We start from the raw sequence: 24,980 nt of genomic DNA on the forward strand, positions 1-24,980 counted from the left end.
GAAAAAAACGGTATGGTACCTTTCAATTTTACATGTTATACAAACGGCAATGCCTCTTCATGTTCTGTATTCGCATTGAGCAAGCCACGGTTATGGAACGTTGAACTTAAATCTGCATAATGCGTCGTGATTGGCAGTCTTGTTTTCAATAGCGAGTGGACGTGCATGAACGATAAGCGATAGACATCCGTCAAAATGGCTTCAAACGGCAAGGTCGTTGTCTGTTGGACGACTTTGAGTGGTTTTGCCATCCCGACACGCACATGAGGGTTGGTCGAGAGTAGATAGCCCATACGTTCTTTTGTATAGCTGAGCCCCTGTGAGGTCTTCCATTCTTTTTCATGAATCGCCATCCGTCGATTGATATTCTTCAAAATTTCCACGTAGTCGAATTGAATTTCACGCGGAGATAGAATTGAATCAATAAGAGTCAAATCTTCACGCCCAAATCCATCTCGATGGAACGTGATATGCTTAGGGGCATGTCCGTACTGTTCTTCAAACGCATGAAGGGTATCATAGACAATTTCCCGCATCGTCTCAGAACTGATTTTCTCCCCCGCTTCACTTGTCGAGAGTGCTTTCTGCTTGATCATCGTCCCGTCTTTCCCAATGATTTGAATGATGCCTGCTGCATGTTTACCATTCTCATGACTTACGTCTAATCCGACAAAACAATCCGAATGGAGTGGCTCACCAAGAATCCAAGGTTGTAAACCTGCCTTCACGTAAATACCCAGTAGAATGTTGTATAGCGTGTCCTCAGAATTCAATACACGGTCATGTAACTCGACGCATTGCGTCACCACATCCTGTTTCCCGCCAAATTGTCTTTTGATGGCTTGATATGAATGTTGGAGCGATGCTTCCTCGGCAATGACAACGACGACACCCTCAAAGTGTTGAGGGATACTCTTCAGTTGGTATAGAACATCTTCTGTCTGCAACAAATCAGAAGGTAGTTTCTGGATCAATCCTTTTGGTTTATGCGAGACATTGAGGGTCACCCCAAAGCGCTCAGAGGTAGTTTTTAGTTTATTGATAAACTCTAGGACTTGCAGTTTTTGATGATCTCGTAATTTCGGGTCGACAAAGAAACTGACGGTCGCCTCTCCTGTTTCATATACACCACCTTGCTTTAAGCCAGTTTTTGCATAACTCGTGGTCCTCCCTTTACCGAATCGGAGACGTGGCGAAGGCAACGTTTGAATTGAGTAACCAAGACGAGCTGCTCGTACATCTTGTCGCTCAAACTGAAGCATTGGGAGACGACCAATTAACGCAAGCGCTTCCGGCATGAGTTTCGACATCCGCTCGTCAGGCGACAGTTTGATGATCCGATTGACTGCACCGAATTGATGAGTGGGGATTGTTTCAAATGAACAACTCTGTTTAAGCTGTTCAGGTAAGTATGGAAGAATGTGATTGTTTCGATCTTTGACGTGTACGACGAGCGCGTCGGGTGCTATGACTCGTTTCGGGTCTTTCTTTGCGAAATAATCAATAATGGAACACTTCATAATCGGGCTCACTTCATTCGCTCGGTATGGTGCGACCTCTATAAATTCGTACTCATACGATTTCGGGTGAGTCGAATCGATGACGCGCATCCCTGCAGATACGGATTTCGGATCACGCTTAATCTGCTGCAATAAGTTTTCACGGTATTCAAATTGATGAGTCAAATCGAATCCGAAGACAATTTCAGCCGTCTCAGATACATTCACATTGAGATCTAATGCCGGATAAATGAGCAGCCCACTTGTAGACTTTGGATGCGCCTGTTTCGAGCGAAACTTTCCCCGGTTCATCATGTAATTCGGATGAGCCAATCGCTCCAACTGTTTTTTCAACAGACGTTCAAGTAATGTTCGCTCGACATTCCGTGAAGGACTGATTGGACGCGCCTCATATTGAAGAAACGTCTCGTCTCCCCATTGTTTGATTTCCTCAAATGAAGCAATGTACTGATCGAAAAACACCATCGGTTGAAAATTGTTCAATTTATTCAAGTGAAAAATCCACTTCCCACCCTGCGTATTTCGTGATGATGGATCGTTGAGCGGTACGGTATAGAGATGGAGTGTCACGTCCGTTGCTGTCGTTAACGCTCGCCATTCTGTTAAATAATATTGGTTCATCTTTCCCTCATCCTTTCCCGTTGTTCAATTCTTGCATCCACTATAATGGATTCCCTAATATTAGGTAGATAAAATAACGGATAGGGTTCAAATGAGAAGTGTACTACCTGAGACATAATTAATTTTGCTTTTCGATTCTGCTAAAACGAATTAACTGGTTTTCTTCTTTTCGCTCTGATTCTAATAATAAATCCATTGTTGTTAGCCACTGCTGATTCCGCATTTTTGCTGGCAGAATACTATCTAAATCGCTTTCAGAAGGGCTCGTCCATATTTTCTTCAGATGACGTTCAACTTGAGGAGACCATTTAATTTTATAGTATGCACTTGACGCACTATTACTAAGATAAAACTCGTGATCTCGTTTGGAATAGAATAATAATTTGTATTTCTTCGAACTGATAATCGGCTGAAGTCCATTGAGAAAATTTATGATTCCATTTAATTTATTGAACTGAGAAGCGACTAAAATGTCACTAAAGATTAATGGCGTTTTCTTTCCCTTTAAAAGCAAATTTATAAAAGCGGGGTGGGTAATAACCACTTCTCCGTATTTTTTCGCCTGATTACTCTTAGGTATTAGATTATACAAACGTTTATTTAAATTGTATTGGAACTCATAGTGCTTTAAAAATTGTGGCTGCATCAACTGATTTACGACATCTTGAGAAAATTCAGGTTCATTCAATTGATGCCAATGTCCAATCGGTAAGTATCCCATGGCGATAGGATAATCGAGCATTCTATCGATAAAAAAGTCTTTTTTATTCATTTCTATGTACATTAATTTGGTAATTTTGTATGAGTTATAACGAGGTTTCTGTAATTCATGCTTATTTAACTCTTTATAAATCATTAGCATTTGAGTCAAATGATTCCGAATTACTTTTATCGCTGCTTCTTCTCGTTGGATGGGTTGCTTTCTGGATTTAAGTTTTTCAGTTCTCCTTGAGACGGCAATTTGTAACTCTCTTAATTGATTTTGAAGTAGTGTAGGCATTTGATATACGGATGACGTGTATTCTTGTTCTGCTAATTTTACTTGTGGATGAATATTAGACAGAATATCACTGAGTTCCACTTCTCGGAGTAATCGATATTCTGCATCAATTGACTTTCGATACTCTTCATTCGCGTACTGCTTGGCACAATCTACTCCAATGAAGAAAAATTTATCACTTTTCCGTTTTGTCATCTTTACTTTCTGTCTCTTTAATTTCGTATTGCATAAATGGCACTTCAATTCTTCATTAGAATTCAATGGGATTGGAATATCAAACTTAAATTCAGTAAGTGCATCATTATATAGTTGTCCAAAAGACTTTTCTAAATTAGAAGGGATTGCACATGTATAGGAAGGCGATGTTGACGTATTCTCACTTTCAAGTAAATTGTATTTTTTAATCGATTCTTGAACGTTATATTCAAAATGTGGAAATAGTTTCAGCACGTCGCTGTAATATAAAATAATCAACTCTCCGCGGCGAAAGTTCCGTAAAATATACTCACTTGTTTTCATAAAGTCCTCCCATGATAAAATTCCTTTACTGTATAGAGAATGGTGTGCCGTGAGACACACCACTCAAGTTCAACTATTTTTAGCCTTTCGGTGGATATGGATCAGATCCGTAAGTGTTTTTTTCACGGATTTTTCCTTGGTTGTTATGAATGAAGAGCTCAGACTGTTGGTTCCTAGCAATAGTTCTTCCAAAGTTAATCGCTTCTCGCTGTGTATCAAACGTCTTTGTTGCTTTTTGATTTCCAGCACCCTTCACTTGATATCCCCCATCCTTATGTGGAGTTACGTGTTGATTTTTTCCTTTACTCATTGATTAAAATCTCCTTTGATAATAGATTAAGAACGAACCATCTGTTTATATTTCAAAGTTTATTTGATAAAATCAATTAAGTCTTTTTGTAACTAGTCAAGCGAGTTCTGCCAAACTCACTTGACTTTTTTTATTGCTTTTTTATCTCACGATTAATTTTTACCGTGATACATTTCAATCTATCACCGCCTTCTATAAAAACAGATCATTCGTTCGTGTTATTAACGTACCACCATATCCAGAAAAAATAAAGCGGATATCCTATATATAGTTTCAAAATAAATGAAATTATATAATCGAACACAATATATAGTTTATTAAAAACACAACTATTCAAAATTTGCTAAATCCTAATGTGTCACAATCCTTAATAATGATTGATTTGACTTCTTTGATTCAGTAATTAATAGTATCTCTAGTTTTCGTCCTTCATTTGCTGCCTGTAAAAAATAACCCTTCGTTTCATAGATAGTACTTCTGCTTGAAATAAAGCAATACGTTTTAGCAAGTTCATCGACTGAACGTAGCTTGCTCAATTTGTCCTTTTAATTGAAATGAGATCTTCCTTCATGTTTAATGCCAACAAATTAATGATTCCGTTTTCATTTACAAACGAAATAAATTTTCCTTTTGAATTTAAAAATGGTCGTCAGATAAAACATGTATTCCATCCCTTAGATATTGTGGATTACTACTCAGAGTATCCAAATGGTGATGGAAGATATATTGTGTTGCTTTCTAGAGACACTAATATTGATAGTGATACGTTTGAGTCATTATCAAAACCTGTCCACGTCTACTTGATTGCTCATTCTAACTTTTTAACCGAAAGAAAAATGTAACTAGAGTCAAACTTCTCTAGTTACATTTTCATATTCATTACTCGTAAAAGCTATCCGCTGCTTAAAATACTTTTGAAGTTCAGGATTACAACAATACACATAACACCCCTTCATCCCCCGAGTCATTAATGTGCGATACGTATTTTTCACGAGACGCTCAAGAGCGTCCACTTCATTCTTCTTCGGTTTTGCCGGTCTAGCCCCACTATCTTTGAATTCTTCCCGCCGTACAATCAATTGTCTTGATTGTGGATCATAACCTAAATCAGGACCGATGATTACACCTGCATAAGTCATTTCTAAGCCTTGTACTGTATGGATGCATCCAATCTGTTCACGTCCATCTTGATGAATAGCCCAGTCTAAACGTTTTGAATCATTCCAAGGCATTGCGAAATCATGCTCAGGAATCTGTACATCTGCAACAAGCTGTCCGTTTAATCGTTCTTTCGTCCAACTCCATGCATACCCAGCCGTAACGCGACCGTCACGTTTTGACACAACTTCGTCAATCAATTGCTGTGGTGAGTCTAATACTTGAATGTCATATGATCCGTCTAATTCAATTTCCTCTTCATTATTAAAAAATCTATTTATCCATTCAATATAGTTACCTGATCCACCACATCGAAATTGAGAATCCAATGTTAATTCGTGAATAATAGCATTTTGCTTATTGGCTTCCTCTTTAATCAATGAATAGGACCCAATATCTTTCTTCGAAATCATTTGCTCATCATCAATAAAGAAAACACTCATTTTCGCACTCCGAATAATTTGAGTCGCTTGATTCTCTCCTTCAATTTTTCGTTGCATATGTCCATGATTTTTTAATCGGTGCGCCTCATCACAAACTAATACGTCAATTTTATTCATTTGAGTATCTACGTAAGAACCGGAACCTTTAAACATATCTCGAATTTCAATCATGCTCTTTTGTCTTGCCAGCTTTTTTCGTAAGACTTCTCGGAAAGCTGCATTCGGCGTAATATACTCGACTAATGCCTGCTCATTCATGAGTGCCTTTAGAGCATTCAAACCGATTACGGATTTCCCAGTCCCCGGTCCACCTTTAATTAATACAACATGCTTCTCGTCCGTATGTAACACATGCTCAGTATAAATCGTTAAAATCTGTTCATAGGCAACTTTCTGTTCATCTAACAAAATGAACTCTTCGTTCCCCTCAAACATTAGATTTAATGTTTCTACCAATTTTTTGGAAGGTCTCAATTTTCCTGTCTCAATTTCTGAAGCGATTTCTGACCCTTGACCGGCACCGACTCGTTTCGTTACATAATCCGCTAAATGAAGGTCGTCCATTTTGAAATAAATCGGTGCTTCCTTGTAATAATGGCTGTATCGATCATTCAATAAAGGTTCATTTTCATGTTTCCTTGATCGAATATAATTATGTAAATAAGCGCATGAATCAAGTGTTATATCAGACTCGATTGGATCTACCGATTCAAGATAATTTTCCAAGTATCGGCGGTACGATAAGGCTTGATAAGAAGGATGAACTGTCGATTGGGTTCTTCCGTAAAATGCGGTTTGGACGATACCATCTCCGTCAGCGAGATCAGCTTTCGTCCATTGCTTTAGTTCGATAATAATTGCATTCTTTTGACCATCCTTATCTTTCCCCGCAATAATGAAATCAATTCGTTTTTGAGTTGATGGTAAATTAAACTCAAGAAGAATATTTACGTCATCAGGTATCGATTCTCCTCGAATGACCCGCATCATCTCTGAAAGTGAGTTTTCCCATGAAATCATCTCGGAAGCACTAACGCGCCGATTCATTTTTTCTTCGATGTTTTTACTAAGGATATAACTAATTTCTTTTTCTAAGATGTGCTCTACAAACATGTACTTGGGTTCGTTATAAATAATCATGATTTCCTCCAGGGTTAGATTTTATTCTATTTTTCAACTGTTCAATCGTTAAGTACTCGCCACCTTCTTTTCGATGTAGCATCGCATGGCAATTTGGACAAACCGGTCTTAAGTCAGTTATTGGATCCACCACATAATTCTGTCCAATCTCATGAAGTGGTTTAATGTGATGGACGTGAATAAAATCTCTACCGACTTCACCATATATTTTTTCAAAGTTGATTTGGCAAACCTGACAGCTCACCCCGTAGTACTCCATGCATCTTTTACGTGCGAGCGGGTTACGTTCATACGTATTAACTGAAACGATTTTTCGTTTGCCTTCTTCTAATAATTCTGGCACTTCGTCTGCATAATACCCAGCGGTTAAATCTTTGTCGAAAAACGAAGTGATGTAGTCTTTCAATTCTCCCATCAACTTCATCGACCCTTGAACATTTCCTTTCAATCCATTTTCTCGCAAATATTCTAAAGACAATAGGTCATTGTCTACTTCGTCTAACAAACGAATGCGAGACCAGTCCAATTCTTTAGAATCCTCAAACTGAACTTCACCTTTCCGAAATGTACGATCATAACTCACATCTGAAGAGCGCACAACCCCTTCAATTACTTCAACTTTATAACGTACTTTCTGAATATGGCCAGACAGATAGATAAATAGAATGTCCCCATTTTCATAGTTGAAGGACCGTCTCCAATGTAAAAAATCATATCGACCAAAAGCACTCTCTAAGTCATATTCATTCGGATTTGCTGGGATGAGCCAAATCCGACGGGCATTATGATGGTCTCTCTCTTCTAATTCAATCCTTCTCTTTAATGCAATATCCTTTGGAGCAATAAATCGATACTCATCCTCTTGGTCAAAAAATGGAATGTTATAGGTATAGCCTCTCTCAATCGCGTTAAAGCATTTCGACTTATTTAAATTTAAATGGTCTGAGAAGAATGTTGCTGCTAATTGAATATTCGACTCTTCCCTTAGTCTCTGATTATTTTTAAAAATTGTAATCGGTGTTGCCATTTCAAACTCTCCTTCTCTGTTAGAAATTAAATCATGTATTAATATAGTTTCGTCGTAACTTTATACTACACGAGGCCACTGCTTGATTTTTCGTCTTTGCGCTTTTGACTACACCTCATAAAATATTAACCTTAGTCAATTTTATTACATACCTTATTCTCGTTCGTTTTCTAAAATTAACTTAATAACGTAGTTGAATATTTACTTTCAATTCAATGAACATTAGAAGAAGGGATGAGATGTTATGAATACTAATGAGGCGATTACAGAGTGGTCCTATTGGAAAGCAGTTGTGCGCTATGGACATGTAGGGAAAGGAAAAGAAATTAGTGTAGCAAGATATCTAGTAATGCCTAGCGGTTCGACCACGGTCGACGTGATGGAAGTCATCACTGAAATGCCAGGAACAAAAAAGCGTTCCGTCGGTTCAATCCAAAAAATTGACTACTTGGAGTATCTTGAAGGTCTTCGCTCAGAGAAGAAAAACTTTTTCCTACAACGCCTGTTCGAAGGAAGACAAGCCCAGTAATCTTTTGCACGATAAGTCACCTATACATCTCAACATTGAAATGTATAGGTGATTTGAATTTTCATTTAATACCTTCAAACAAACAGAGTCTGTTATCAAACACGTCATTTCGGATTCGCTTGAATACTTTGATCTTTCTAGGCATTTTAATGATTTTATATAGTTTTTACAGCATAAGTTCTATCTCGTTGCCCGCCTGTTGACGAAAGTTCAATTACATTCTCTTCGGCTAATTGATCAAGACAAGCACAGACATCGGAGTAAATTTTGTAGCGTCCTGTATTGTAAGACTTATTTGAAGCACCGTTGAGCACTAGATACTCTGCTACATCGTCAGCATTAATCAATCTTAACCTACCAGTTTTGATATATTCCAAAATTGCCGTTCGAAAATGACTTTTTGTTAGCAAATTCTTTGAGCTTACTTGGCGTTTTGATGAATCGTAACGCTTGTTTAGTAATTCAGCTCTATTTGCGTCTGCGATTTCTTTTTGTTTCGCTATATATTCATTTTTCTTCTGCTTCAATTCTTGTAGAAAGGAATCTCTTAGCTGCATTTCGATTTTAGGATCGCTTAGTTGTAATGTTTGAGTAGTCAACAAGGCAGTAGATAGACTGATTTCATATCCTCCGTTTAACGCAAATGCTCGGAATGGACTTTTTTGCTCATCTTCAATAAAGCGTCGAACAGAGAATTGGATACTATCTTCTTTAGATTGGATATAGTAAAGGCTTCGAACCTTATAAAAATTCGGAGTATTTTGGTGATGATAATCAAATAGTTCGAATAAGGATTGATCACACGCTGTTTCATTCAATAATGTTTCCCACATTAAATCTTCAGGAGTTTTCATCGCCAGATTTAACTCAGCTTCCCAAAGGTGGATCACATGACGACCTAAATCAATCGACTGTTCTGTATTTTCAATGAACCAAATGGGTATAAGTCCCTTTTCTTTGAAGTATGTATTCCGTTTAATTATTTGCTTAGCCAATTTTTCATCTCGATTTTGTGTTACATTGGTAAGCACCGTAATCGCAATTTCTTTATCCACATTTTTTACGATAATATCAGGATAATAACGCCACTTTTCAGTCGCTTTTGCTACAAAACCGTATTCAACTTCGAGTTCCTTATTTATTTTTTGTTGAGCTTTCAGTTCATCATGAATAAAGTTTTTTATAACCGAATGCTGTTTTGACTCTCGTTTAATCTGCTGCTGATATTTGTCACTTTCAGAATCGATAATAAAAAGTTCACATGACTTTAATTTCTTGTGAGAAAAATGATATTTTCGCTTATCTCCAGACTTAATAAAAAGTGTTTCATTACAATATGGGCAGCTAAACGCCCCTTTAGCCGAACTTTTTTTCAGTTCACGAATTTCTCGCTTTTCATTTAATAAAACTGATAAAGTTACGTTCTTTCCCTCATATATCGCTTCCTGCAAAATCAATCCCTCCCTAGTTGAAATGAATTAACAAAATACATTATATTACTTTTAAATTTTATTAATTCCATTATATAACATATAGGGTGTTTTAAAAATATAATTGACAGAGAAGAGTAGTTAACTGACTTTAATCATTTTGAATCATCACTGACAACAAAAAAACCATCCACCAGCTTTCGCTGATGAATGGTTTCTGTGAAGGCGTATGACTTACATCATTCCGCCCATTCCACCCATGCCGCCCATGTCAGGCATTGCAGGGCCGTCTTTTTCTGGCTTGTCTGCGATGACGGCCTCTGTTGTGAGGAACATCGCTGAGACAGATGCTGCGTTTTGGAGTGCTGAACGCGTCACTTTCGCTGGGTCGACGATACCGTGCGCGATCATGTCGACATATTCGCCAGTTGCCGCGTTGTAGCCGACACCGACTGATTCGTTCTTGAGTTTCTCGACGATGACCGAACCTTCTTCACCCGCGTTTTCCGCGATTTGACGGACCGGTGCTTCGAGTGCACGAAGGACAAGTTTCACACCTGTCGCTTCATCCGCTGTCACTTCTGCAAGCAACGCACGAACAGCTGGGATGACGTTGATGAGTGATGTACCACCACCCGCCACGATTCCTTCTTCGACTGCTGCACGTGTCGCGTTGAGTGCGTCTTCGATGCGGAGTTTACGCTCTTTAAGCTCAGTCTCCGTAGCTGCACCGACTTTGACGACGGCTACGCCACCTGCGAGTTTCGCGAGACGCTCTTGGAGTTTTTCACGGTCGAAATCAGACGTTGTCTCTTCGATTTGGTTACGAATCGTTTGAACGCGTGCTTTGATTGTTTCTTCGTTCCCTGCACCTTCGACGACAGTCGTTGTGTCTTTTGTGACGACGACTTTCGATGCGCGACCGAGCATATCGAGTGATGCCGATTTGAGGTCGAGACCGAGGTCTTCTGTGATGACTTGACCACCTGTGAGTGTCGCGAGGTCTTCAAGCATCGCTTTACGACGGTCACCGAATCCTGGTGCTTTGACCGCTACCGCGTTGAACGTACCACGGAGTTTGTTCAAAACGAGTGTCGCGAGGGCATCGCCTTCGATATCTTCTGCGACGATCAAGATCGGCTTCCCTTGTTGCACGACTTGCTCGAGCACTGGGATGATTTCTTGAATGTTTGAGATCTTCTTGTCTGTGATCAAGATGTACGGGTTGTCGAGTGACGCTTCCATCTTGTCAGAGTCTGAGATCATATATGGTGACAGGTAGCCACGGTCGAACTGCATTCCTTCAACGACGTCGAGTTCAGTCGTGAAGCCGCGTGATTCTTCGATTGTGATGACACCGTCGTTACCGACGCGCTCCATCGCTTCTGCGATCAATTCGCCGACTTCTTCGTCAGCTGCCGAGATGGCCGCGACTTGTGCGATCGCTTCTTTTGACTCGATTGGTTTCGAGATGGCTTTCAACTCTTCAAGTGCGCGTGTGACCGCTTTGTCGATTCCTTTACGAAGGATCATCGGGTTCGCGCCTGCTGTGACGTTCTTGAGCCCTTCACGAATCATCGCTTGTGCGAGGACTGTCGCTGTTGTCGTACCGTCCCCTGCGACTTCGTTCGTCTTCGACGCGACTTCCGCAACGAGTTTCGCGCCCATGTTTTCGAAGCGGTCTTCGAGTTCGATTTCTTTCGCGATTGTCACACCATCGTTCGTGATGAGTGGTGAACCGAATTTTTTCTCGAGGACGACGTTACGTCCTTTTGGTCCAATCGTTACTTTGACTGCGTCAGCGAGTGCGTCGACGCCGCGAAGCATCGCGTGACGTGCATCTTCTGAGAATTTGATATCTTTTGCCATCGTTCATTTCCCCCTAAAAAAAGTTTTTGAATAATGGTGCTTAGCCTACGATTGCGAGAATATCGCTCTCGCGAACGATTAAGTACTCTTTTCCATCATGCTTCACTTCGGTACCTGCGTACTTCGAGTAGATGACCAAATCATTTTCTTTCACGTCGAGATCGATGCGCTTGCCTTCGTCCGTCACGCGGCCTGTACCGACTGCGACGACTTTCCCTTGTTGCGGCTTTTCTTTCGCCGTATCAGGAAGCACGATGCCCCCGATCGTCTTTTCTTCTTTCTCCACGACTTCAATGATGACACGATCGCCTAGTGGTTTTAACATGGAAAAACCCTCCTCCGAATATGAATGATGTAATGTGTATCGTAAGGTTTTAGCACTCAGTTAAAAGGAGTGCTAACACTGATTAGTGTAGTATGTGTAGATAAAAAAATCAAGTGGGATACATTAAAAAATGCTCTTACTCGCGGTCAAGAGAACTTATTTGTTACAATGAGAAAAAGGTAGGTTCACTCTTATGATTAAGGACGTGTTGAATTGGCTACACTAAACTCAAACCAATCGATAAATACCCGTTTTTCGATGGCGCCTAACATTCGTCTCCGGCACCTCACCCCGATTTTACTATATGCGTTCGTCCAACTGTTCCCGCTCGTCCTCAGTGAAGTACGACCGGAATGGCTAACAGAAACGTTTGTCGGGCTCTGGCTCGCCATCGGATTCGGTGTGACGATTGTTCTGTCAATCTTGCTCATCTGGCCAGACTTGAAACAATACAAGGCCCAAGGCATCCAGTCGAACTTGAACGACACGGTCAAATGGATCGGTCTCGGGATTTTGATGCAATACGGGCTCGTCATCGTGGCGAACTTGATTGAGACGGCCATCTCGGGCGAACTTGTCGAATCGATGAACACACAAAACATCGCTGATATGGTGGAAGTTATTCCACTCATGATTTTGCCGGTCGTCTTGCTCGGACCGATCATCGAAGAGATTCTTTTCCGTCATATTTTGTTCGGGAACTTGAACGCGCGCTTCGGTTTCTGGATTGCCTTTGGTGTCAGTTCGATTTTATTCGCACTCATCCACCAAGATAATCGATTCCTCGTCTATATCGCGATGAGTTTTGCATTCTCTTACGCGTATGCGAAGACAAGACGATTGATCGTTCCAATCGCCATCCACGCGTTTAACAACGCGCTCGTGATGCTCGTACTATTTTTAATGTAGAAATGAGGTGGCAGTTATGCCGCGACAATTAAAAGTGATGATGCTCTTCAGTCTATCGTTCGGTGTGTTATTCACCGTCCTCGCGTACTTCTCGGTACAAGAGTACGGCTTCAGCTTCTGGACGTACTTCATCATCGCCGTCGCCGCTTACGACTTTTTCAAAGTGTATCAAATCTTGGCACTCGCCCGAAAAGTCAAAAAAGAAGGCACGGACAAATCCGCATAATGAAACCCCGAGTCTTATGAGCTCGGGGTTTTTCTTATGGTTGTAACTTTCGATTGATCCTGTATCTCTTCTTGATAGACACTTCGAATGAGAAATCCGCGCAGACCGAACAATACACCTAATGCAACATAAATGGTATCAATCAATGAGAGTTGTGGTTTATCTAAGAAGAAATTAATGACCACGCCAATGACCAGCAAACCGTAAATCGTGATGTTCATGAGTGTCGCATCGACTTGTCTCATGATTCTTTTGCTCACCTTTTCCTCAAGCTTTTCAATTTCTTCGTGTCGATAGCCATAGATGGTGAACCCTAGCCCCGTGAGTGACAAGGCGACGAATTCACCATCCCATAGCGCAAACAAAAACAGTCCTACAAAAAAAATCATAAACCCAATGAGTAACTTCTTACGCACAATATCTCTCCTTATGATGGAATCCATAGTTTCGCAAAATCAAAATAACCGAACAAGTCGACGCAGACGTCCTTCAGCTCGACCGGGAACGGAATGGTCCGCTCCTCGTTATAGAGCGGGATGAAGTACGACTTCTCTTTTAACTCGCGCTCGATCTCTCGGTGCAGCGGCAACCAGTCCTCAAACGGCAGGTCATCATATTGCCCAACTCGCTCCGTCATCCCCTCTATATAAGGGAACACTTTATGCGGGGGCGAGTACTCGTTCGTCATGAACTGTTCAAACCCGAGCGTGATGTTCCGCTCGAACACTTCTCCGTGAACGACCAAATCGACGTATTCATAATACGTCTTGTCATGAATCGAATCTTTAAAGCTGATGGGCACGAACTCATAAGCAATGCCGTGACGCGTCAACATCTCGGCAATCCAGTCGGTCGTATCGTTCGTGAAGTCCGTCTGTTTGATTCGAATCGGTCGGTCGAACGTGACGGGTGTTCCTTTTGGAATGCGATACGTCTCACTCATCGAACCGAGAAACCCTCGGTCGTTTGGCGTTCTCCGCTCATTCAACGTCCCAATCTCCGGTCGAATCTCCGCAATCAAGCGATGCATATAATGCCGCGCCTCTTCATTCGCGAACACACTATTCGGATGACTGTTCAAGATGACAAGCCCGAACCCGGACGGTGTCGAGATGTGTCCGGTTTCTTTGGAATCCCTTGATGAGATGCGATACGTCGGATCGTATCCGTCCGGCACTTTGATGAACTCGACCCGGTCCAGGAGCGCCCGCACCCCGAAATAATTCTCGAAGGCGAGAAGAACCGTCTTCTCCTTGTCATGGCGATCCAATTGAAACGGCCCAGTCCCGACACTTCCTTTGGCGATACTCGTATGAATCATCGACAGTTTCGGGATGTAGGAATTCCGGCGCCGGTCGAGCGTGATATCGACGCGATACGTGCCATTCGATGCGATATGCCGGACGTGCCGGTACATATAGCGATACGCATCCGACTGAACGAGCAAGCGCAGACTCTTCGTCACATCTTTACTCGTCATGAGCGACCCGTCATGGAAACGGACCCCTTTCCGAAGAAACAAGACGAGCGTACTTCCCTGCCATTCGTAATGATGGGCAAGTTCCTCTGTGACCTCACCAGACGCGTCAATCATGAACAGACGATTGAAGACGTTCTGGACGAGGTGGGCACTGTGGATGTCAGCCGCCTCGAGCGGATGTGTCGTCAAAAAGTGACGACGGCGCGGGATGATGAGCGCATCACTCGACGTCTGGACGTAACCGAACTTCTTCTCGAGCTGGCGCATGAACCGTCCCGCCTGTGCCGGCGACCAGTCCCACTCCAGTTGATTCGTCACTGCCTCGACTGACTCTTTCTCCATGAGTTCGAGCAACTGTTTAGCTAAATCACGCTCGACGTGACGCAACCATTCGAGACGCGTCAAATTCCCCCGTCCACGTCCGCTCGTATACGTGAGCCACCCTTCTTCTTGCCACCGTGCCAAATGACGCTTCGTCTGTTTCGGGCTTAAATGAATGGCTTCCGCCATATCAGAAATCGTGTACGCCCCATCGCGACACTCTTTCCACAATCGAAATAAATACGCATCCATGTCACATCCCCCCTTAAAAGTGGACATCATTTCCCCATGTCGTCCATTTTTCAAATCCGTTGTCTTGTTTATCATACAGTTACAGAATGGAAGGTGACAAGATGAAATGGAAAGATATACCTAAACCAATAAAAGTTCGACTCGTAACATCATTTTTTAATCGTTCGGTCTCATTCGCCATCATGCCGTTCATGGCACTTCTCTTTGTCAAAGCGTTCAATGAATGGATCGCGGGCGTCTTCTTGATCTCGCTCGTCTGTCTCGGATACGTGATTGGATTGATTGGGGGCTATCTCGCCGATAAGTTTTCAAGAAAGCGACTTCTCGTGTTGACGGCAAGTCTCACAGCATCGATGTTTCTCGTCATGACGCTCAGTCTTCAGTTCGACCAGATGATCGTCTTCATGATTGCCTATACGATTTTCACGGTCACGAATAACCTTGGGCGGCCTGCGATGAGCGCCATCATCATCGATGCGACAACGCCTGAGAACCGAAAAGCCGTTTATGCGCTCGATTACTGGTTGATCAACTTATCCATAACAATTGGGACGGCACTCGGGGGCTGGCTCTATGTCAGCAATCAATTGTTACTATTTTGGATTTTGACGTTCACGTCGAGCATGCTGCCGATCGCGTACGCCATCTTCCTCGAGGACACGAAACGGACGTGGACGTCTCAAAAGCTTCGTCTCGTCTTCGTCGACGTGTTCCAAAGCTATCAAATCGCCTGGCGTGACCGTCCGTTCGTCAAAGTCGTCTTCGGCTCGATGTGTATCCTCGCTGCCGAGTTCTCGATGGGTAGTTATGTCGCGGTCCGGCTCGCCGATTCATTCGAACCGCTCTCGATTGAATCATGGACAATCAATGGAGTGCGGATGATGAGTCTCATTCAAATCGAAAATACGCTTATCGTCGTCGCGTTGACGTTCTTCATCCAACGTCTCGCCTCACGTTTCTCAAACAAGCACACACTTCTCGGTGGGCTCGTGCTATACACGATTGGGTACGCCGTCATCACGAGTGCGAATTCGATAATGCTCCTCCTCGGTTTCATGCTCATCGCCACGTTCGGCGAATTGTTGTACTCGCCCGTATTGAATACGGAGAAGGCGAACATGATGCCGGAAGACCGACGTGGTGCGTACTCTGCGTTTGCCGGGACCTCATTCGCCGGTGCCGACTTCTTATCACGTTCGACGATTTTGATTGGGTCGCTTCTCACCCCGTTCATGATGAGCGTCTACATCGGGCTGTTGGTCAGCTTCGGCTGTTTCCTCGTCTATAGTGGCATCTATGTAAAAGAAAAGCTCGTCCTGCGACGAGCCGCGTCCTAAATCAAACCCATCCTTTCTTAGTGGAAGGATAGGTTTTAGTCGAGCTGCTGTTGGTGCATCGCATAGATCAAGGTCAACGCCCGGATGCAGAAGATTGTCGAGAAGCCATAGATGCTCAGCTCAAGCAACGAAACGGATGGATATTGTAGTCCAAGGGAGACCACATAGCCTACTAAACAAAGCAAGACGACAAGTGTGATCGTCCACTCATCCGACTTCCGCTTCATCTTCTCCGCCAACCCCTTCTCTTCTTTCTCTACGCGTTCCCGCTGCCAAAAGTAAAAGAACAAGGCATACATCGCAAACGAGGTTCTTGGAACGTCGCCTAAAAGTAAATCAAAAATGATGAGACCTAAAAATAAGTATGTCCCTAACTGATAGCCGCTCTTCATTTGAAGACGCGAACGAAGTGATCCGTTTGATTTCCACTTCATAATCCAATCACCGCCACGGTCAACCCGCCGTAGACGAACCCGAGTACGATGGCACTGATGGCCATGCGCTTATATTGCGGATATTGATAAAGGGCAACCGCCCCACCAACGACGTGTACGAAAGCGACGATGAACGTCAAAATCGGAAAAAGCATAAAGAACCTCTTTTCTTTTTAGGAAATCATGGAAACAAATCCATTTTCCGATATACTTGAGTGCGAACTCATTATAACAATTATGGATAGGGAGTTGGAGTCCTATGTATGATTCGCGTATGGATTTGACGACAGAAGAAATGTTACTCGTGAACAGCGAAGTCGAAAAACGAAAACGTAGCTTGCTCGTCGCCTACTTGCTTTGGTTTTTCCTCGGTGCATTTGGTGCGCATCGTTTCTATTTCAAAAAAATCGGTTCAGGAATCGCCATGGTCCTACTCGTCGTCTTGACGCTCGGTCTCGGTGCATTCATCACAGGCATTTGGGCACTCGTTGATGCATTTCTCATGCCGGGTTGGCAACAACGTGAAGTTGAGCAGATTGAGCGCGAGACGATTAAGCTGCTTCAAACACGTTCTGATCGCTATACAGGATTCTAATCAAAAAAGACGATCGGGTCATCTCGCCCCGATCGTCTTTCAACGTTCTGTTAAGTAGAAGGCGAAGTCCCGTGATTTTCGCTCTTTCACTGCATGATGAATCCACAGCCACGCCAACCCTTCCAACTCACGAGCAAGTTTCAGCCCGTGGAGCGGATGCGTATCGAATCCGATTTTGTTCGATAGCTCGACAACAAGCCGCACCGCTTCCTCATCTTCACCTGCGACGAACATGACGGACCCATTCGGATCGCCTAAATTCTCGACCCCTGTCTGATTGAACGCCTTCACAACTTTCGTATCAGGAATGAGTCGCTGCAAATACTCCGCTCCCGAAACCCCGTCCGGTCGCTCGACCTCGTTAAATTCGATGGCAATCGGATTCGTCACATCAATCAATACTTTCCCATCCAGACCATCGAGTGTCGGTAACAGGTCGACTGCGGCCGCGAACGGCGTACAGAGCAATAGAACATCGCTCGTCGAGGCGACCTCTTGTAAGGTCATTGTGCCTTCTCGCTCCGTCCGTGTCCCGTACAGCACCTCATAGCCCGCTCGTTCGAACTGCTCCCCGAGCGTGCGTCCCACTTTCCCGGCACCTAAGATCCCGAGTTTCATGATTCACAGCTCCTCGTCTGTCCGTGTGACTGTCCCTCCGAGCTCTTCTGCAAGCCCGTCTAAAATCGATGGGTCGAATTCATCCCCGATGGCCATGACACCCGTCTGTCCCGGTTCGATGTTACCGACCGTCCGTTTGAACGTGTCTTGGATGCCTTGTAAATGTTTTACGTCTTTCGTGCCGCCGATGAGACCACCTGTGAGTGTCCCGAACAGGATACCGAACGGACCTCCAAGGATTCCAACCGCCATCCCGATGAGCGCACCTTTCGTCGATTTATTGACCGGTGCGAGCTGCGCCGCATCCTCGAACGAGAACGCTCCGTTCTCTTCACGCTTGATGACGACTAATTGTTCAAAACCGACGAGCCCATCCGAATGGTACTTTTTCAGCTTACTGAACGCCTGATACGAAATCGCCTCTTCTGGGAACGTGAACGTGACGATGTGATACGGTTGTTTTTCCTTTTTAGCCATGAAAAATTCCTCCTTCAGGTAGAAAACATGACGCGCACTTACCCTACTCTTTTTCCCTGCTTTTCCGTAAAAAAACCTAGTCCGCAGACTAGGTTCAGGTCGGTCGTTTTTCATTCAACTCATAGTGTGAATACGGTACACAGAGCGGTGTCCCGTATAGCGGATCCTCGGTCACCACGACTTTGAGACCGAATACGTCTTTCATGAACGTCTCATCGACGACATCGTTCGGACTGCCTTCACGATACACATTACCGCCAGCTAATGCGATGACATGATCGGCATAGCGACAGGCCAAGTGAAGGTCGTGAAGTACCATGATGATCGTCTTTCCTTCCAATCGGTTCAATCGGTACATCAAATCCAAAATCTCGATTTGGTGCGACATATCTAAGTATGTCGTCGGTTCATCGAGCAGGATCGTCTCCGATTCTTGGGCGAGTGCCAACGCGATCCACACCCGTTGCTTTTGTCCTCCGGAAAGTTTGCTGACGAGCGTGTCACGGAGCGATACCGTATCGGTGAAGGCGAGTGCCCGCTCGACGGCCCGTTCATCGTCTTCCGAATATCGTTTGAAGAACGTCTGGTACGGATAACGCCCGAATCGGACGAGCTGTTCGACGGTCAATCCATCCGGTGCCACGTTCACTTGTGGCATGAATGCCATAAGTCGAGCCGCCTCTTTCGCTCGATACGAATCGAGCGGTTTGTTCCGAAATGCGATCTCCCCACCAAGTGCATCTCGCTGTCTCGCAAGCGTCGAGAGGAGCGTCGACTTCCCGCAGCCGTTCGCGCCGAGAAGGACGGTGATTTTCCCATGTGGGATGGAGAATGATAATTGATCGAGCACCGTCTTCTGTTCATATCCGATGGTTACGTGGTTCAAATCAAATGTGTTCATCTCATGCTTCCTTTCATCATCCGTCGAAGTAAGTAGAAGAAATACGGTGCTCCGATGACGGCTGTCATCACGCCGGTCCGTAGTTCATACGGATAAAAAATCGTCCGAGCGAGTACGTCCGCCAACACGACAATCGTCGCCCCGACAAGTAGCGTCGCCCAAATGTAAGGGAGCTTCAACCCTTGTCGGGCGATATGAGGTGCCATCAATCCGACAAAACCGATTGCACCGACAAAGGCGACACCAATACCGGCGAGTAAACAGGAAAGCAACAACGTCCCACGCTGAATCCCTCGTACCGGTACGCCGATGCTCGTCGCTGTCGCTTCACTGATATGAAGCGGACGAACATGACGTTCAATCAAGAAGGCTGCCAGCAAAAAGAGAAGGACGAACGGCACCATAATCTTCAATTGATTCCACGTCGCGGCGTAGACGGTACCGGTGAGCCATTGTTGGATATCGTTCTTTCGGTAAACGTTCGAGGCGAGCATCATGAACTGAACGATTCCTTGCGAGAAGATGCTGATTCCGATCCCGACAAGTGCAAGCCGGACAGGTGGGACTCCACGTTTCAACAAATAGAAGAGGAACATCCCGACAACAATTGCCCCAAGGAACGAAGCGATGGGGATGTAGGCGAGCGGCACTGACAGCTGATTCGTTCGCTCATCGGAGAAAACCGTGAAGAACGTGGCCGTCGCAACCCCTGCGCCACCGACAATCCCAAAAATCTCCGGGGATGCCAATTCGTTTTTGATTGTCAGTTGTAACAAGTGACCGCTGACGGCGAGACTCGCGCCGGCAGTGATTGCCATCAACACACGTGGCATCCGAAACTCGAAGACGACGAGCTGCTCGAATGCATCCCCTGCACCGATGAACAGGGCAGCGAGTGAGGCGGGACTAAGGAATGTGTCACCGATGGCGAGCCCGAAATAAATCGACACGAGCAATCCGACGACAAGTAGAAGCGCCAACTCGATTTCACGCTTCCGGAGCGTGAACGAGACAGGACCTTTTCGAAAGCGAAATGTTTTCATGATTTAAAGACTCCTTGTCTGACACTGACGAGATAGATGAAGAATGCCCCACCGATGACGGCGAGTACGACCCCAACGGTCACTTCGCGTGGGAACAGGATGACGCGTCCCAGAATATCCGCCGCAAGCAATAGGACGCTACCGATGAGAGCACTTCCGGCGAGACGAGCGAAAAATGCCGTCCCGAACAGATATTTCGCCAAATGCGGAGCGAGCAGACCGACAAATGCGATTGGTCCGGCAAGTGCCACTCCGAATGCGGAGAGCACGACGGCGAGCGTCACCGCGATGAACTTGATGATGCCGACATTTTGTCCAAGTGAACGGGCGACCTGGTCTCCGAGCGATAATGTCTCTAACTCTTTACTGAGCAAGAGAACGAGAATGACCGCCGCCGCCATCCATGGCAACAACGTCTCGACGAGCGTGAGCGAGCGTCCTGCGACCGATCCGGTCAACCAGAACAGCACCTCATCAAGCGCGCCTTCCTCATACGCGATGATCGACTGGGTGAACGAACTGAATAGAGCGGCAAGCGACGCCCCGGCAAGCGTCATATACATGACGTTCCCTCCGTTCGCACTTAGCAGATAGACAATCACACCGGCAATAAACGCTCCGATGAGCGAGGCTGTCGTGAACGAGGCGATACTACTGAACCCAAAAAGCGTCACGAGCACGATGGCCAAACTCGCTCCGGCATTCACCGCCAAAATATCAGGAGATGCGAGCGGGTTACGGGTCACGAGTTGAAAGATGAGCCCAGCGAGACCGAGCACGCTACCGACGAGTAGCGCGACGACCGTCCGTGGGATACGATTGTCTGCCAACGCAATCATCGCTTGTGATGAACCGTCCGCTTGGAACGTCATCACATCTTCATGACTGACGGCAATCACTCCAACGCGCAATGAAATATAACTTAAGATAGGTAAACAAATGATCAAGAAAAGTAATTTGATCCAAGGTTTTTTCATGTCCTCACTTCTTTCCTTTCCTACCATAGCAAATATTACGTTCCAGAAAAAGGGGTTGACAGTGAGAATCATTATCACTTATAGTCAGGAAGGAAAATCACCTACATAGAGGAGAATTGTAATGAAAAAGTGGATGCTCGCGTTACTTACGCTTTGCTTAACCGTCGTCCTCGCTGCTTGCGGCGGGTCTGACGATACAGAGAACGATACAAGTTCAGAAACTGCGACTCGCTCGATTGAGCACGCGATGGGAACGGCGGACGTACCTGAAAACCCGGAACGCGTCGTCGTCTTGACGAACGAAGGGACAGAAGCCCTTCTCGCCCTCGGCGTCAAACCAGTCGGAGCCGTCAAATCGTGGAACGGTGACCCATGGTACCCGCACATCGAGTCTGAGATGACAGACGTCACGGAAGTCGGGACAGAAAGTGAAGTCAACTTAGAGGCCATCGCGAAACTCAAGCCAGATCTCATCATTGGGACGAAACTTCGTCAAGAGAACATCTATGACAAGTTAAACGCCATCGCACCGACGGTCATGTCAGAGACGCTCAAAGGTGATTGGCAAGAGAACTTCGCCCTTTATGCGAACGCACTCAATCTAGAAGAGGAAGGCAACCAAGCGTTGGCCGACTACAATCAGCACGTCGAAGATACGAAAGCGGAACTCGGAGACGCCGTGAATAAAGAACTCTCGGTCGTCCGTTTCCTTCCTGGTGAGTCACGCATCTACTTCAATGACAGCTTCTCCGGCGTCATCCTTAACGATGTCGGCATCAAACGTCCAGCGTCACAAGATAAAGCGGAATTCGCTGAGCCAGTCGCGATGGAACGGATCCCGGAGATGGCAGGCGACCACATCGTCTACTTCACATATGGTGGGGCAGACGGGTCGAAGACAGCCGAAGAATGGCAATCGAACCAGTTGTGGAAAGACCTCGATGCTGTCAAAGCAGGGGAAGTGACAGAAGTCAGTGATGACATCTGGAACACGTCGGGTGGCGTCTTGTCTGCCAACCAAGTGCTCGATGAACTCGTCGACATCTTGAAATAAACAGTAGCGCATCAATTAAATTGATGCGCTTTCTCATACACTCATATGGTAAAATTTACATATCAACTCATAAGGAGCTTTACTATGCAACGTACACTTCGAAAGTCGGCGACGGACCGCTCTATTGCCGGAGTATGCGGCGGGATCGCTGAATACGTGAATATCTCATCACTCGGTATTCGGCTACTATTCGTCTTTTTGCCGGCTAACTTTCTCATCTACATCCTTCTTGCCAATTTGATGAAAGATGAACCACGCTATCTATAAAAAACGCAGAAGCCATGAGCTTCCGCGTTTTTTGTTAGGCATTCACTTTGTCTTTCATTGCTTCAAGCGCCCCGCTGTTCAGGAAGTGCCATGGCTTGTTGTAGTGCGGTTGGAAGAAGAAGTCGACATAGGCGAGCTCTTCGATCGTCATCTCGTTTTGAATGGCGAGGGAGAGCGTGTTGACCGCTTGCGTCAAATCCGCTTTCGATAACACTTGTCCACCGACAATACGGTGTGTCCCTTTTTCATAGACGAGTTTGAATTCGACTTTCTCTGCGGTCGGCATGAACTCCGGACGATACGCGTCCTCGATGACGACACTTTCCACTTCGAGTCCAAAGAGCGCTGCCGCTTCTTCCGTCAAACCAGACGACGCGATATTCCAGTCATAGAGTCGAAGTCCTGACGTTCCTTGTGTCCCTTGGTAACGGACGCGTGGTTGCATCATGTTCTCCGCGACGAGCGTCCCCATGCGGACAGCGTTCGTCGCAAGTGGGATATAAGCGTGTGTGCGTGCCGGGTTGTAGTAGACGGCACAGCTGTCCCCTGCCGCAAAGATATCCGGGTTGCTCGTACGCATATATTCGTCGACGATGATGGCGCCGTTCCCAAGCATATCGATCTGTCCTTCTAAGAGTCCTGTGTTCGGACGGAATCCGACACAGAGAATGACGAGATCCGCTTCGAATTCACCTTTGTCTGTTACGACATGTGTGACATTTCCGCTCGTTCCACGGAATGCCTCGACCGTCTGACCGAGTTCGAGGTCGATTCCGCGACTGGTCATATCCGCTTCCAATTGATCCGTGAACGATTTGTCGAGATACTTATTCAAGATGCGGTCGGCACTATCGATGAATGTGACGTGTTTTCCGTATGATTCGAACGCTTCGACGAGCTCGACCCCGATATAGCCAGCCCCGATGACGGCAATCTTCGTCGCGTCTGTCGCCCGCTCGATGATGCGTTGGGCGTGCGCGTAGTTTTTACAGAGCTCGATTCCATTCATTTCGATTCCTGGGAGCGTCGGGACGATCGGCCATGAACCCGTCGTGACGATCAAGCGGTCATACGTGTCATGCACGTCTTCACCGGTCTCAAGATTTTTAGCGTGGACCGTCTTCGCTTCGGAGTCGATCGACAAGACGTCATGTTTCATGCGCATCGTCGCACCGAGTTCTTCAAGTTCACGTGGTGACGAGTAGAATAACTCTTCCGCACGTTGGACGACACCACCAACGTGGAGCGCAATCCCACACGAGAGGAAGCTAACGTTATCGTTCCGCTCGTAAACGGTGATATCGAGATTGTCGTGCTTGGCGAGTAATCCTTTGACTGCTGCTGTTCCTGCGTGTGTACATCCGATGACTGCGATTTTCATATGAGTCGTCTCTCCTTTTATGTTAAACAATACGTTTCGTTTTATATTGTGATAAACATCACATTTACTTCTTGACCTTAGTGTACTATTTCACAATATAAGATTCAATGACTTTGCTCACTTTTTCACGTAAAAGTGTCTAAAGTTTGAACAGAAAAAATCCGCTCATTCTCATGACCGGACTCGCTTCTCTTTCAATAGATAGTAGATCCATACAAGAAGATGAACAATCAATCCGAGGACGTTCATAGAGAGACCAACTAGCCCCCACCACAATGCTCCCCAGCCGTATCCAAATGCCAGATTGCCAATCACAAGTACATAGCCACTTACGACTAGTAATGTACCGATCAGGAGTAACACGGGCCGTCGTCTTTTCGACCGCATCACGTGATAGATTGATAGCACTACTCCTAGTGTCAATCCAAGAAACAACAACATCAAAAAGGTCAAATCACTCATTCTCTTTACTCCTCCCGTTTCAAACGAAAAATAGTGAACGTCAAGTAGACAAGGAGACTTCCACCGTATAGGAGCAAACCGTATACGAACCAACCCATTCCATCAAATCCTCTTATGTATCCCACTCCGACGAGCATCATACAAAAACCAATGACCATACTCACAAACGAAATCGTGAGAACCTTATCCGTTTTTGACAGGAACAGATGTCTTCCAGTCCCTATGGATATCCCTGCAAAGATCAACATCATGATCGTCTCAAACCCGTACCATTGCCACCACATGACCCGCACCTCCAATCCCTCTTTTTTCCATATTAACATGAGTGAAGGGCTCACAGGTATGTTGAAAGCAA

The 24,980-nt window shown here is 45.1% G+C and carries 28 protein-coding genes; 8 read left to right on the forward strand and 20 right to left on the reverse strand.

The genetic code is table 11. From position 1 onward, the window contains the following. Positions 1 to 35: 35 nt before the first annotated feature. From KD909_RS12965 to KD909_RS12975, 3 genes are all read right to left on the reverse strand, one after another. Positions 36 to 2,141: a Piwi domain-containing protein gene (locus KD909_RS12965; RefSeq protein WP_211781821.1), complete on the reverse strand. Its 2,106-nt coding sequence runs from the start codon at positions 2,139 to 2,141 to the stop codon at positions 36 to 38. 118 nt (positions 2,142 to 2,259) lie between these two features. Next, complete coding sequence (locus KD909_RS12970) at positions 2,260 to 3,660, reverse strand: hypothetical protein (protein WP_211781822.1); 1,401 nt, start codon at positions 3,658 to 3,660, stop codon at positions 2,260 to 2,262. A gap of 79 nt (positions 3,661 to 3,739) precedes the next feature. Beyond that, the gene (locus KD909_RS12975) at positions 3,740 to 3,970 is read right to left on the reverse strand and encodes a DUF2188 domain-containing protein (RefSeq protein WP_015880609.1); all 231 of its coding nucleotides are present in this window, start codon (positions 3,968 to 3,970) and stop codon (positions 3,740 to 3,742) included. Positions 3,971 to 4,539: 569 nt separating this feature from the next. Between KD909_RS12975 and KD909_RS12980 the strand changes: the two genes are divergently transcribed. Further along, the gene (locus KD909_RS12980) at positions 4,540 to 4,812 is read left to right on the forward strand and encodes a hypothetical protein (RefSeq protein WP_211781823.1); all 273 of its coding nucleotides are present in this window, start codon (positions 4,540 to 4,542) and stop codon (positions 4,810 to 4,812) included. Positions 4,813 to 4,818: 6 nt separating this feature from the next. Here the strand turns inward: KD909_RS12980 and KD909_RS12985 are convergent, their stop codons facing one another. Next, entirely contained in the window at positions 4,819 to 6,711 is a 1,893-nt protein-coding gene (locus tag KD909_RS12985) for a DUF2075 domain-containing protein (RefSeq protein ID WP_211781824.1), read from the reverse strand. Beyond that, a complete protein-coding gene (locus tag KD909_RS12990; RefSeq protein ID WP_211781825.1) occupies positions 6,698 to 7,738 on the reverse strand; it encodes an HNH endonuclease in 1,041 nt (346 codons plus the stop codon). The genes KD909_RS12985 and KD909_RS12990 overlap by 14 nt, the downstream gene beginning before the upstream one ends. Positions 7,739 to 7,982: 244 nt before the next feature. On the opposite strand from KD909_RS12990, the gene KD909_RS12995 reads away from it, so the two are divergent. Further along, complete coding sequence (locus KD909_RS12995) at positions 7,983 to 8,267, forward strand: hypothetical protein (protein WP_211781826.1); 285 nt, start codon at positions 7,983 to 7,985, stop codon at positions 8,265 to 8,267. A gap of 155 nt (positions 8,268 to 8,422) precedes the next feature. On the opposite strand, the gene KD909_RS13000 is transcribed toward KD909_RS12995, so the two are convergent. The 3 genes from KD909_RS13000 to groES form a co-directional block, all read right to left on the reverse strand. Next, positions 8,423 to 9,718, reverse strand: a complete 1,296-nt coding sequence (locus KD909_RS13000; protein ID WP_211781827.1) for a competence protein CoiA family protein — start codon at positions 9,716 to 9,718, stop codon at positions 8,423 to 8,425. A gap of 213 nt (positions 9,719 to 9,931) precedes the next feature. After that, complete coding sequence (gene groL, locus KD909_RS13005; protein WP_211781828.1) at positions 9,932 to 11,566, reverse strand: chaperonin GroEL; 1,635 nt, start codon at positions 11,564 to 11,566, stop codon at positions 9,932 to 9,934. 40 nt (positions 11,567 to 11,606) lie between these two features. Then, positions 11,607 to 11,891, reverse strand: coding sequence for a co-chaperone GroES (groES, locus tag KD909_RS13010; protein WP_015880602.1), 285 nt, complete (start codon positions 11,889 to 11,891; stop codon positions 11,607 to 11,609). Between the two features lie 213 nt (positions 11,892 to 12,104). On the opposite strand from groES, the gene KD909_RS13015 reads away from it, so the two are divergent. Both KD909_RS13015 and KD909_RS13020 read left to right on the forward strand, forming a co-directional pair. Next, the gene (locus tag KD909_RS13015; RefSeq protein ID WP_078146181.1) at positions 12,105 to 12,800 is read left to right on the forward strand and encodes a CPBP family intramembrane glutamic endopeptidase; all 696 of its coding nucleotides are present in this window, start codon (positions 12,105 to 12,107) and stop codon (positions 12,798 to 12,800) included. Positions 12,801 to 12,816: 16 nt separating this feature from the next. Then, entirely contained in the window at positions 12,817 to 13,026 is a 210-nt protein-coding gene (locus KD909_RS13020; RefSeq protein ID WP_015880600.1) for a YdiK family protein, read from the forward strand. 14 nt (positions 13,027 to 13,040) lie between these two features. Here KD909_RS13020 and KD909_RS13025 read toward each other — a convergent pair whose 3' ends face one another. Together KD909_RS13025 and KD909_RS13030 are read right to left on the reverse strand one after the other, a co-directional pair. Further along, the gene (locus tag KD909_RS13025) at positions 13,041 to 13,442 is read right to left on the reverse strand and encodes a hypothetical protein (RefSeq protein ID WP_211781829.1); all 402 of its coding nucleotides are present in this window, start codon (positions 13,440 to 13,442) and stop codon (positions 13,041 to 13,043) included. An 11-nt stretch (positions 13,443 to 13,453) separates the two neighbouring features. Then, entirely contained in the window at positions 13,454 to 15,079 is a 1,626-nt protein-coding gene (locus tag KD909_RS13030) for an ABC transporter substrate-binding protein (RefSeq protein ID WP_211781830.1), read from the reverse strand. Between the two features lie 101 nt (positions 15,080 to 15,180). Here KD909_RS13030 and KD909_RS13035 point away from each other — a divergent pair, with 101 nt between their 5' ends. Then, positions 15,181 to 16,416, forward strand: coding sequence for an MDR family MFS transporter (locus tag KD909_RS13035; RefSeq protein ID WP_211781831.1), 1,236 nt, complete (start codon positions 15,181 to 15,183; stop codon positions 16,414 to 16,416). Between the two features lie 35 nt (positions 16,417 to 16,451). Here KD909_RS13035 and KD909_RS13040 read toward each other — a convergent pair whose 3' ends face one another. Next, positions 16,452 to 16,850: a hypothetical protein gene (locus tag KD909_RS13040; protein ID WP_211781832.1), complete on the reverse strand. Its 399-nt coding sequence runs from the start codon at positions 16,848 to 16,850 to the stop codon at positions 16,452 to 16,454. Then, complete coding sequence (locus KD909_RS13045; RefSeq protein WP_031424520.1) at positions 16,847 to 17,005, reverse strand: hypothetical protein; 159 nt, start codon at positions 17,003 to 17,005, stop codon at positions 16,847 to 16,849. Before KD909_RS13045 ends, KD909_RS13040 begins: the two co-directional genes overlap by 4 nt. A gap of 104 nt (positions 17,006 to 17,109) precedes the next feature. On the opposite strand from KD909_RS13045, the gene KD909_RS13050 reads away from it, so the two are divergent. Then, on the forward strand, positions 17,110 to 17,445 hold the full coding sequence (locus KD909_RS13050) for a TM2 domain-containing protein (protein WP_015880594.1): 336 nt from the start codon (positions 17,110 to 17,112) through the stop codon (positions 17,443 to 17,445). A gap of 39 nt (positions 17,446 to 17,484) precedes the next feature. Here the strand turns inward: KD909_RS13050 and KD909_RS13055 are convergent, their stop codons facing one another. The 5 genes from KD909_RS13055 to KD909_RS13075 all read right to left on the reverse strand — a co-directional run bounded on the left by KD909_RS13055 (position 17,485) and on the right by KD909_RS13075 (position 21,461). Continuing rightward, positions 17,485 to 18,063 carry an NADPH-dependent F420 reductase gene (locus tag KD909_RS13055; protein ID WP_211781833.1) on the reverse strand — a complete coding sequence of 193 codons (579 nt, stop codon included), beginning with the start codon at positions 18,061 to 18,063 and terminating at the stop codon, positions 17,485 to 17,487. 3 nt (positions 18,064 to 18,066) lie between these two features. Then, positions 18,067 to 18,540, reverse strand: a complete 474-nt coding sequence (locus KD909_RS13060) for a hypothetical protein (RefSeq protein ID WP_211781834.1) — start codon at positions 18,538 to 18,540, stop codon at positions 18,067 to 18,069. A gap of 94 nt (positions 18,541 to 18,634) precedes the next feature. Beyond that, complete coding sequence (locus KD909_RS13065; RefSeq protein WP_211781835.1) at positions 18,635 to 19,441, reverse strand: ABC transporter ATP-binding protein; 807 nt, start codon at positions 19,439 to 19,441, stop codon at positions 18,635 to 18,637. Next, a complete protein-coding gene (locus tag KD909_RS13070) occupies positions 19,438 to 20,484 on the reverse strand; it encodes a FecCD family ABC transporter permease (RefSeq protein WP_159563400.1) in 1,047 nt (348 codons plus the stop codon). The genes KD909_RS13065 and KD909_RS13070 overlap by 4 nt, the downstream gene beginning before the upstream one ends. After that, positions 20,481 to 21,461 (reverse strand): FecCD family ABC transporter permease, encoded by a 981-nt coding sequence (locus KD909_RS13075; protein WP_211781836.1) that lies wholly within the window; start codon positions 21,459 to 21,461, stop codon positions 20,481 to 20,483. The genes KD909_RS13070 and KD909_RS13075 overlap by 4 nt, the downstream gene beginning before the upstream one ends. Positions 21,462 to 21,582: 121 nt before the next feature. Between KD909_RS13075 and KD909_RS13080 the strand changes: the two genes are divergently transcribed. Together KD909_RS13080 and KD909_RS13085 are read left to right on the forward strand one after the other, a co-directional pair. After that, entirely contained in the window at positions 21,583 to 22,515 is a 933-nt protein-coding gene (locus KD909_RS13080; RefSeq protein WP_211781837.1) for an ABC transporter substrate-binding protein, read from the forward strand. Positions 22,516 to 22,599: 84 nt separating this feature from the next. Beyond that, positions 22,600 to 22,782 (forward strand): PspC domain-containing protein, encoded by a 183-nt coding sequence (locus KD909_RS13085; RefSeq protein ID WP_031424507.1) that lies wholly within the window; start codon positions 22,600 to 22,602, stop codon positions 22,780 to 22,782. A gap of 34 nt (positions 22,783 to 22,816) precedes the next feature. Here the strand turns inward: KD909_RS13085 and KD909_RS13090 are convergent, their stop codons facing one another. The 3 genes from KD909_RS13090 to KD909_RS13100 all read right to left on the reverse strand — a co-directional run bounded on the left by KD909_RS13090 (position 22,817) and on the right by KD909_RS13100 (position 24,909). Further along, positions 22,817 to 24,163, reverse strand: coding sequence for an FAD-dependent oxidoreductase (locus tag KD909_RS13090; RefSeq protein WP_211781838.1), 1,347 nt, complete (start codon positions 24,161 to 24,163; stop codon positions 22,817 to 22,819). A 171-nt stretch (positions 24,164 to 24,334) separates the two neighbouring features. Further along, a complete protein-coding gene (locus KD909_RS13095; RefSeq protein WP_211781839.1) occupies positions 24,335 to 24,625 on the reverse strand; it encodes a hypothetical protein in 291 nt (96 codons plus the stop codon). A gap of 5 nt (positions 24,626 to 24,630) precedes the next feature. Continuing rightward, positions 24,631 to 24,909: a hypothetical protein gene (locus tag KD909_RS13100; protein ID WP_143404743.1), complete on the reverse strand. Its 279-nt coding sequence runs from the start codon at positions 24,907 to 24,909 to the stop codon at positions 24,631 to 24,633. Between the last annotated feature and the right edge of the window lie 71 nt (positions 24,910 to 24,980).

Source organism: Exiguobacterium sp. PFWT01, from assembly GCF_018255795.1.
Classification (GTDB): Bacteria; Bacillota; Bacilli; order Exiguobacteriales; family Exiguobacteriaceae; genus Exiguobacterium.

Coding starts and splice junctions, on each gene's coding strand:
- KD909_RS12965 (WP_211781821.1), bottom strand. CDS start 2,141: ATGAACCAATATTATTTAACAGAATGGCGAGCGTTAACGACAGCAACG.
- KD909_RS12970 (WP_211781822.1), bottom strand. CDS start 3,660: ATGAAAACAAGTGAGTATATTTTACGGAACTTTCGCCGCGGAGAGTTG.
- KD909_RS12975 (WP_015880609.1), bottom strand. CDS start 3,970: ATGAGTAAAGGAAAAAATCAACACGTAACTCCACATAAGGATGGGGGA.
- KD909_RS12980 (WP_211781823.1), top strand. CDS start 4,540: ATGTTTAATGCCAACAAATTAATGATTCCGTTTTCATTTACAAACGAA.
- KD909_RS12985 (WP_211781824.1), bottom strand. CDS start 6,711: ATGATTATTTATAACGAACCCAAGTACATGTTTGTAGAGCACATCTTA.
- KD909_RS12990 (WP_211781825.1), bottom strand. CDS start 7,738: ATGGCAACACCGATTACAATTTTTAAAAATAATCAGAGACTAAGGGAA.
- KD909_RS12995 (WP_211781826.1), top strand. CDS start 7,983: ATGAATACTAATGAGGCGATTACAGAGTGGTCCTATTGGAAAGCAGTT.
- groL (WP_211781828.1), bottom strand. CDS start 11,566: ATGGCAAAAGATATCAAATTCTCAGAAGATGCACGTCACGCGATGCTT.
- groES (WP_015880602.1), bottom strand. CDS start 11,891: ATGTTAAAACCACTAGGCGATCGTGTCATCATTGAAGTCGTGGAGAAA.
- KD909_RS13020 (WP_015880600.1), top strand. CDS start 12,817: ATGCCGCGACAATTAAAAGTGATGATGCTCTTCAGTCTATCGTTCGGT.
- KD909_RS13030 (WP_211781830.1), bottom strand. CDS start 15,079: ATGGATGCGTATTTATTTCGATTGTGGAAAGAGTGTCGCGATGGGGCG.
- KD909_RS13035 (WP_211781831.1), top strand. CDS start 15,181: ATGAAATGGAAAGATATACCTAAACCAATAAAAGTTCGACTCGTAACA.
- KD909_RS13040 (WP_211781832.1), bottom strand. CDS start 16,850: ATGAAGTGGAAATCAAACGGATCACTTCGTTCGCGTCTTCAAATGAAG.
- KD909_RS13045 (WP_031424520.1), bottom strand. CDS start 17,005: ATGCTTTTTCCGATTTTGACGTTCATCGTCGCTTTCGTACACGTCGTT.
- KD909_RS13050 (WP_015880594.1), top strand. CDS start 17,110: ATGTATGATTCGCGTATGGATTTGACGACAGAAGAAATGTTACTCGTG.
- KD909_RS13055 (WP_211781833.1), bottom strand. CDS start 18,063: ATGAAACTCGGGATCTTAGGTGCCGGGAAAGTGGGACGCACGCTCGGG.
- KD909_RS13060 (WP_211781834.1), bottom strand. CDS start 18,540: ATGGCTAAAAAGGAAAAACAACCGTATCACATCGTCACGTTCACGTTC.
- KD909_RS13065 (WP_211781835.1), bottom strand. CDS start 19,441: ATGAACACATTTGATTTGAACCACGTAACCATCGGATATGAACAGAAG.
- KD909_RS13070 (WP_159563400.1), bottom strand. CDS start 20,484: ATGAAAACATTTCGCTTTCGAAAAGGTCCTGTCTCGTTCACGCTCCGG.
- KD909_RS13075 (WP_211781836.1), bottom strand. CDS start 21,461: ATGAAAAAACCTTGGATCAAATTACTTTTCTTGATCATTTGTTTACCT.
- KD909_RS13080 (WP_211781837.1), top strand. CDS start 21,583: ATGAAAAAGTGGATGCTCGCGTTACTTACGCTTTGCTTAACCGTCGTC.
- KD909_RS13085 (WP_031424507.1), top strand. CDS start 22,600: ATGCAACGTACACTTCGAAAGTCGGCGACGGACCGCTCTATTGCCGGA.
- KD909_RS13090 (WP_211781838.1), bottom strand. CDS start 24,163: ATGAAAATCGCAGTCATCGGATGTACACACGCAGGAACAGCAGCAGTC.
- KD909_RS13095 (WP_211781839.1), bottom strand. CDS start 24,625: ATGAGTGATTTGACCTTTTTGATGTTGTTGTTTCTTGGATTGACACTA.
- KD909_RS13100 (WP_143404743.1), bottom strand. CDS start 24,909: ATGTGGTGGCAATGGTACGGGTTTGAGACGATCATGATGTTGATCTTT.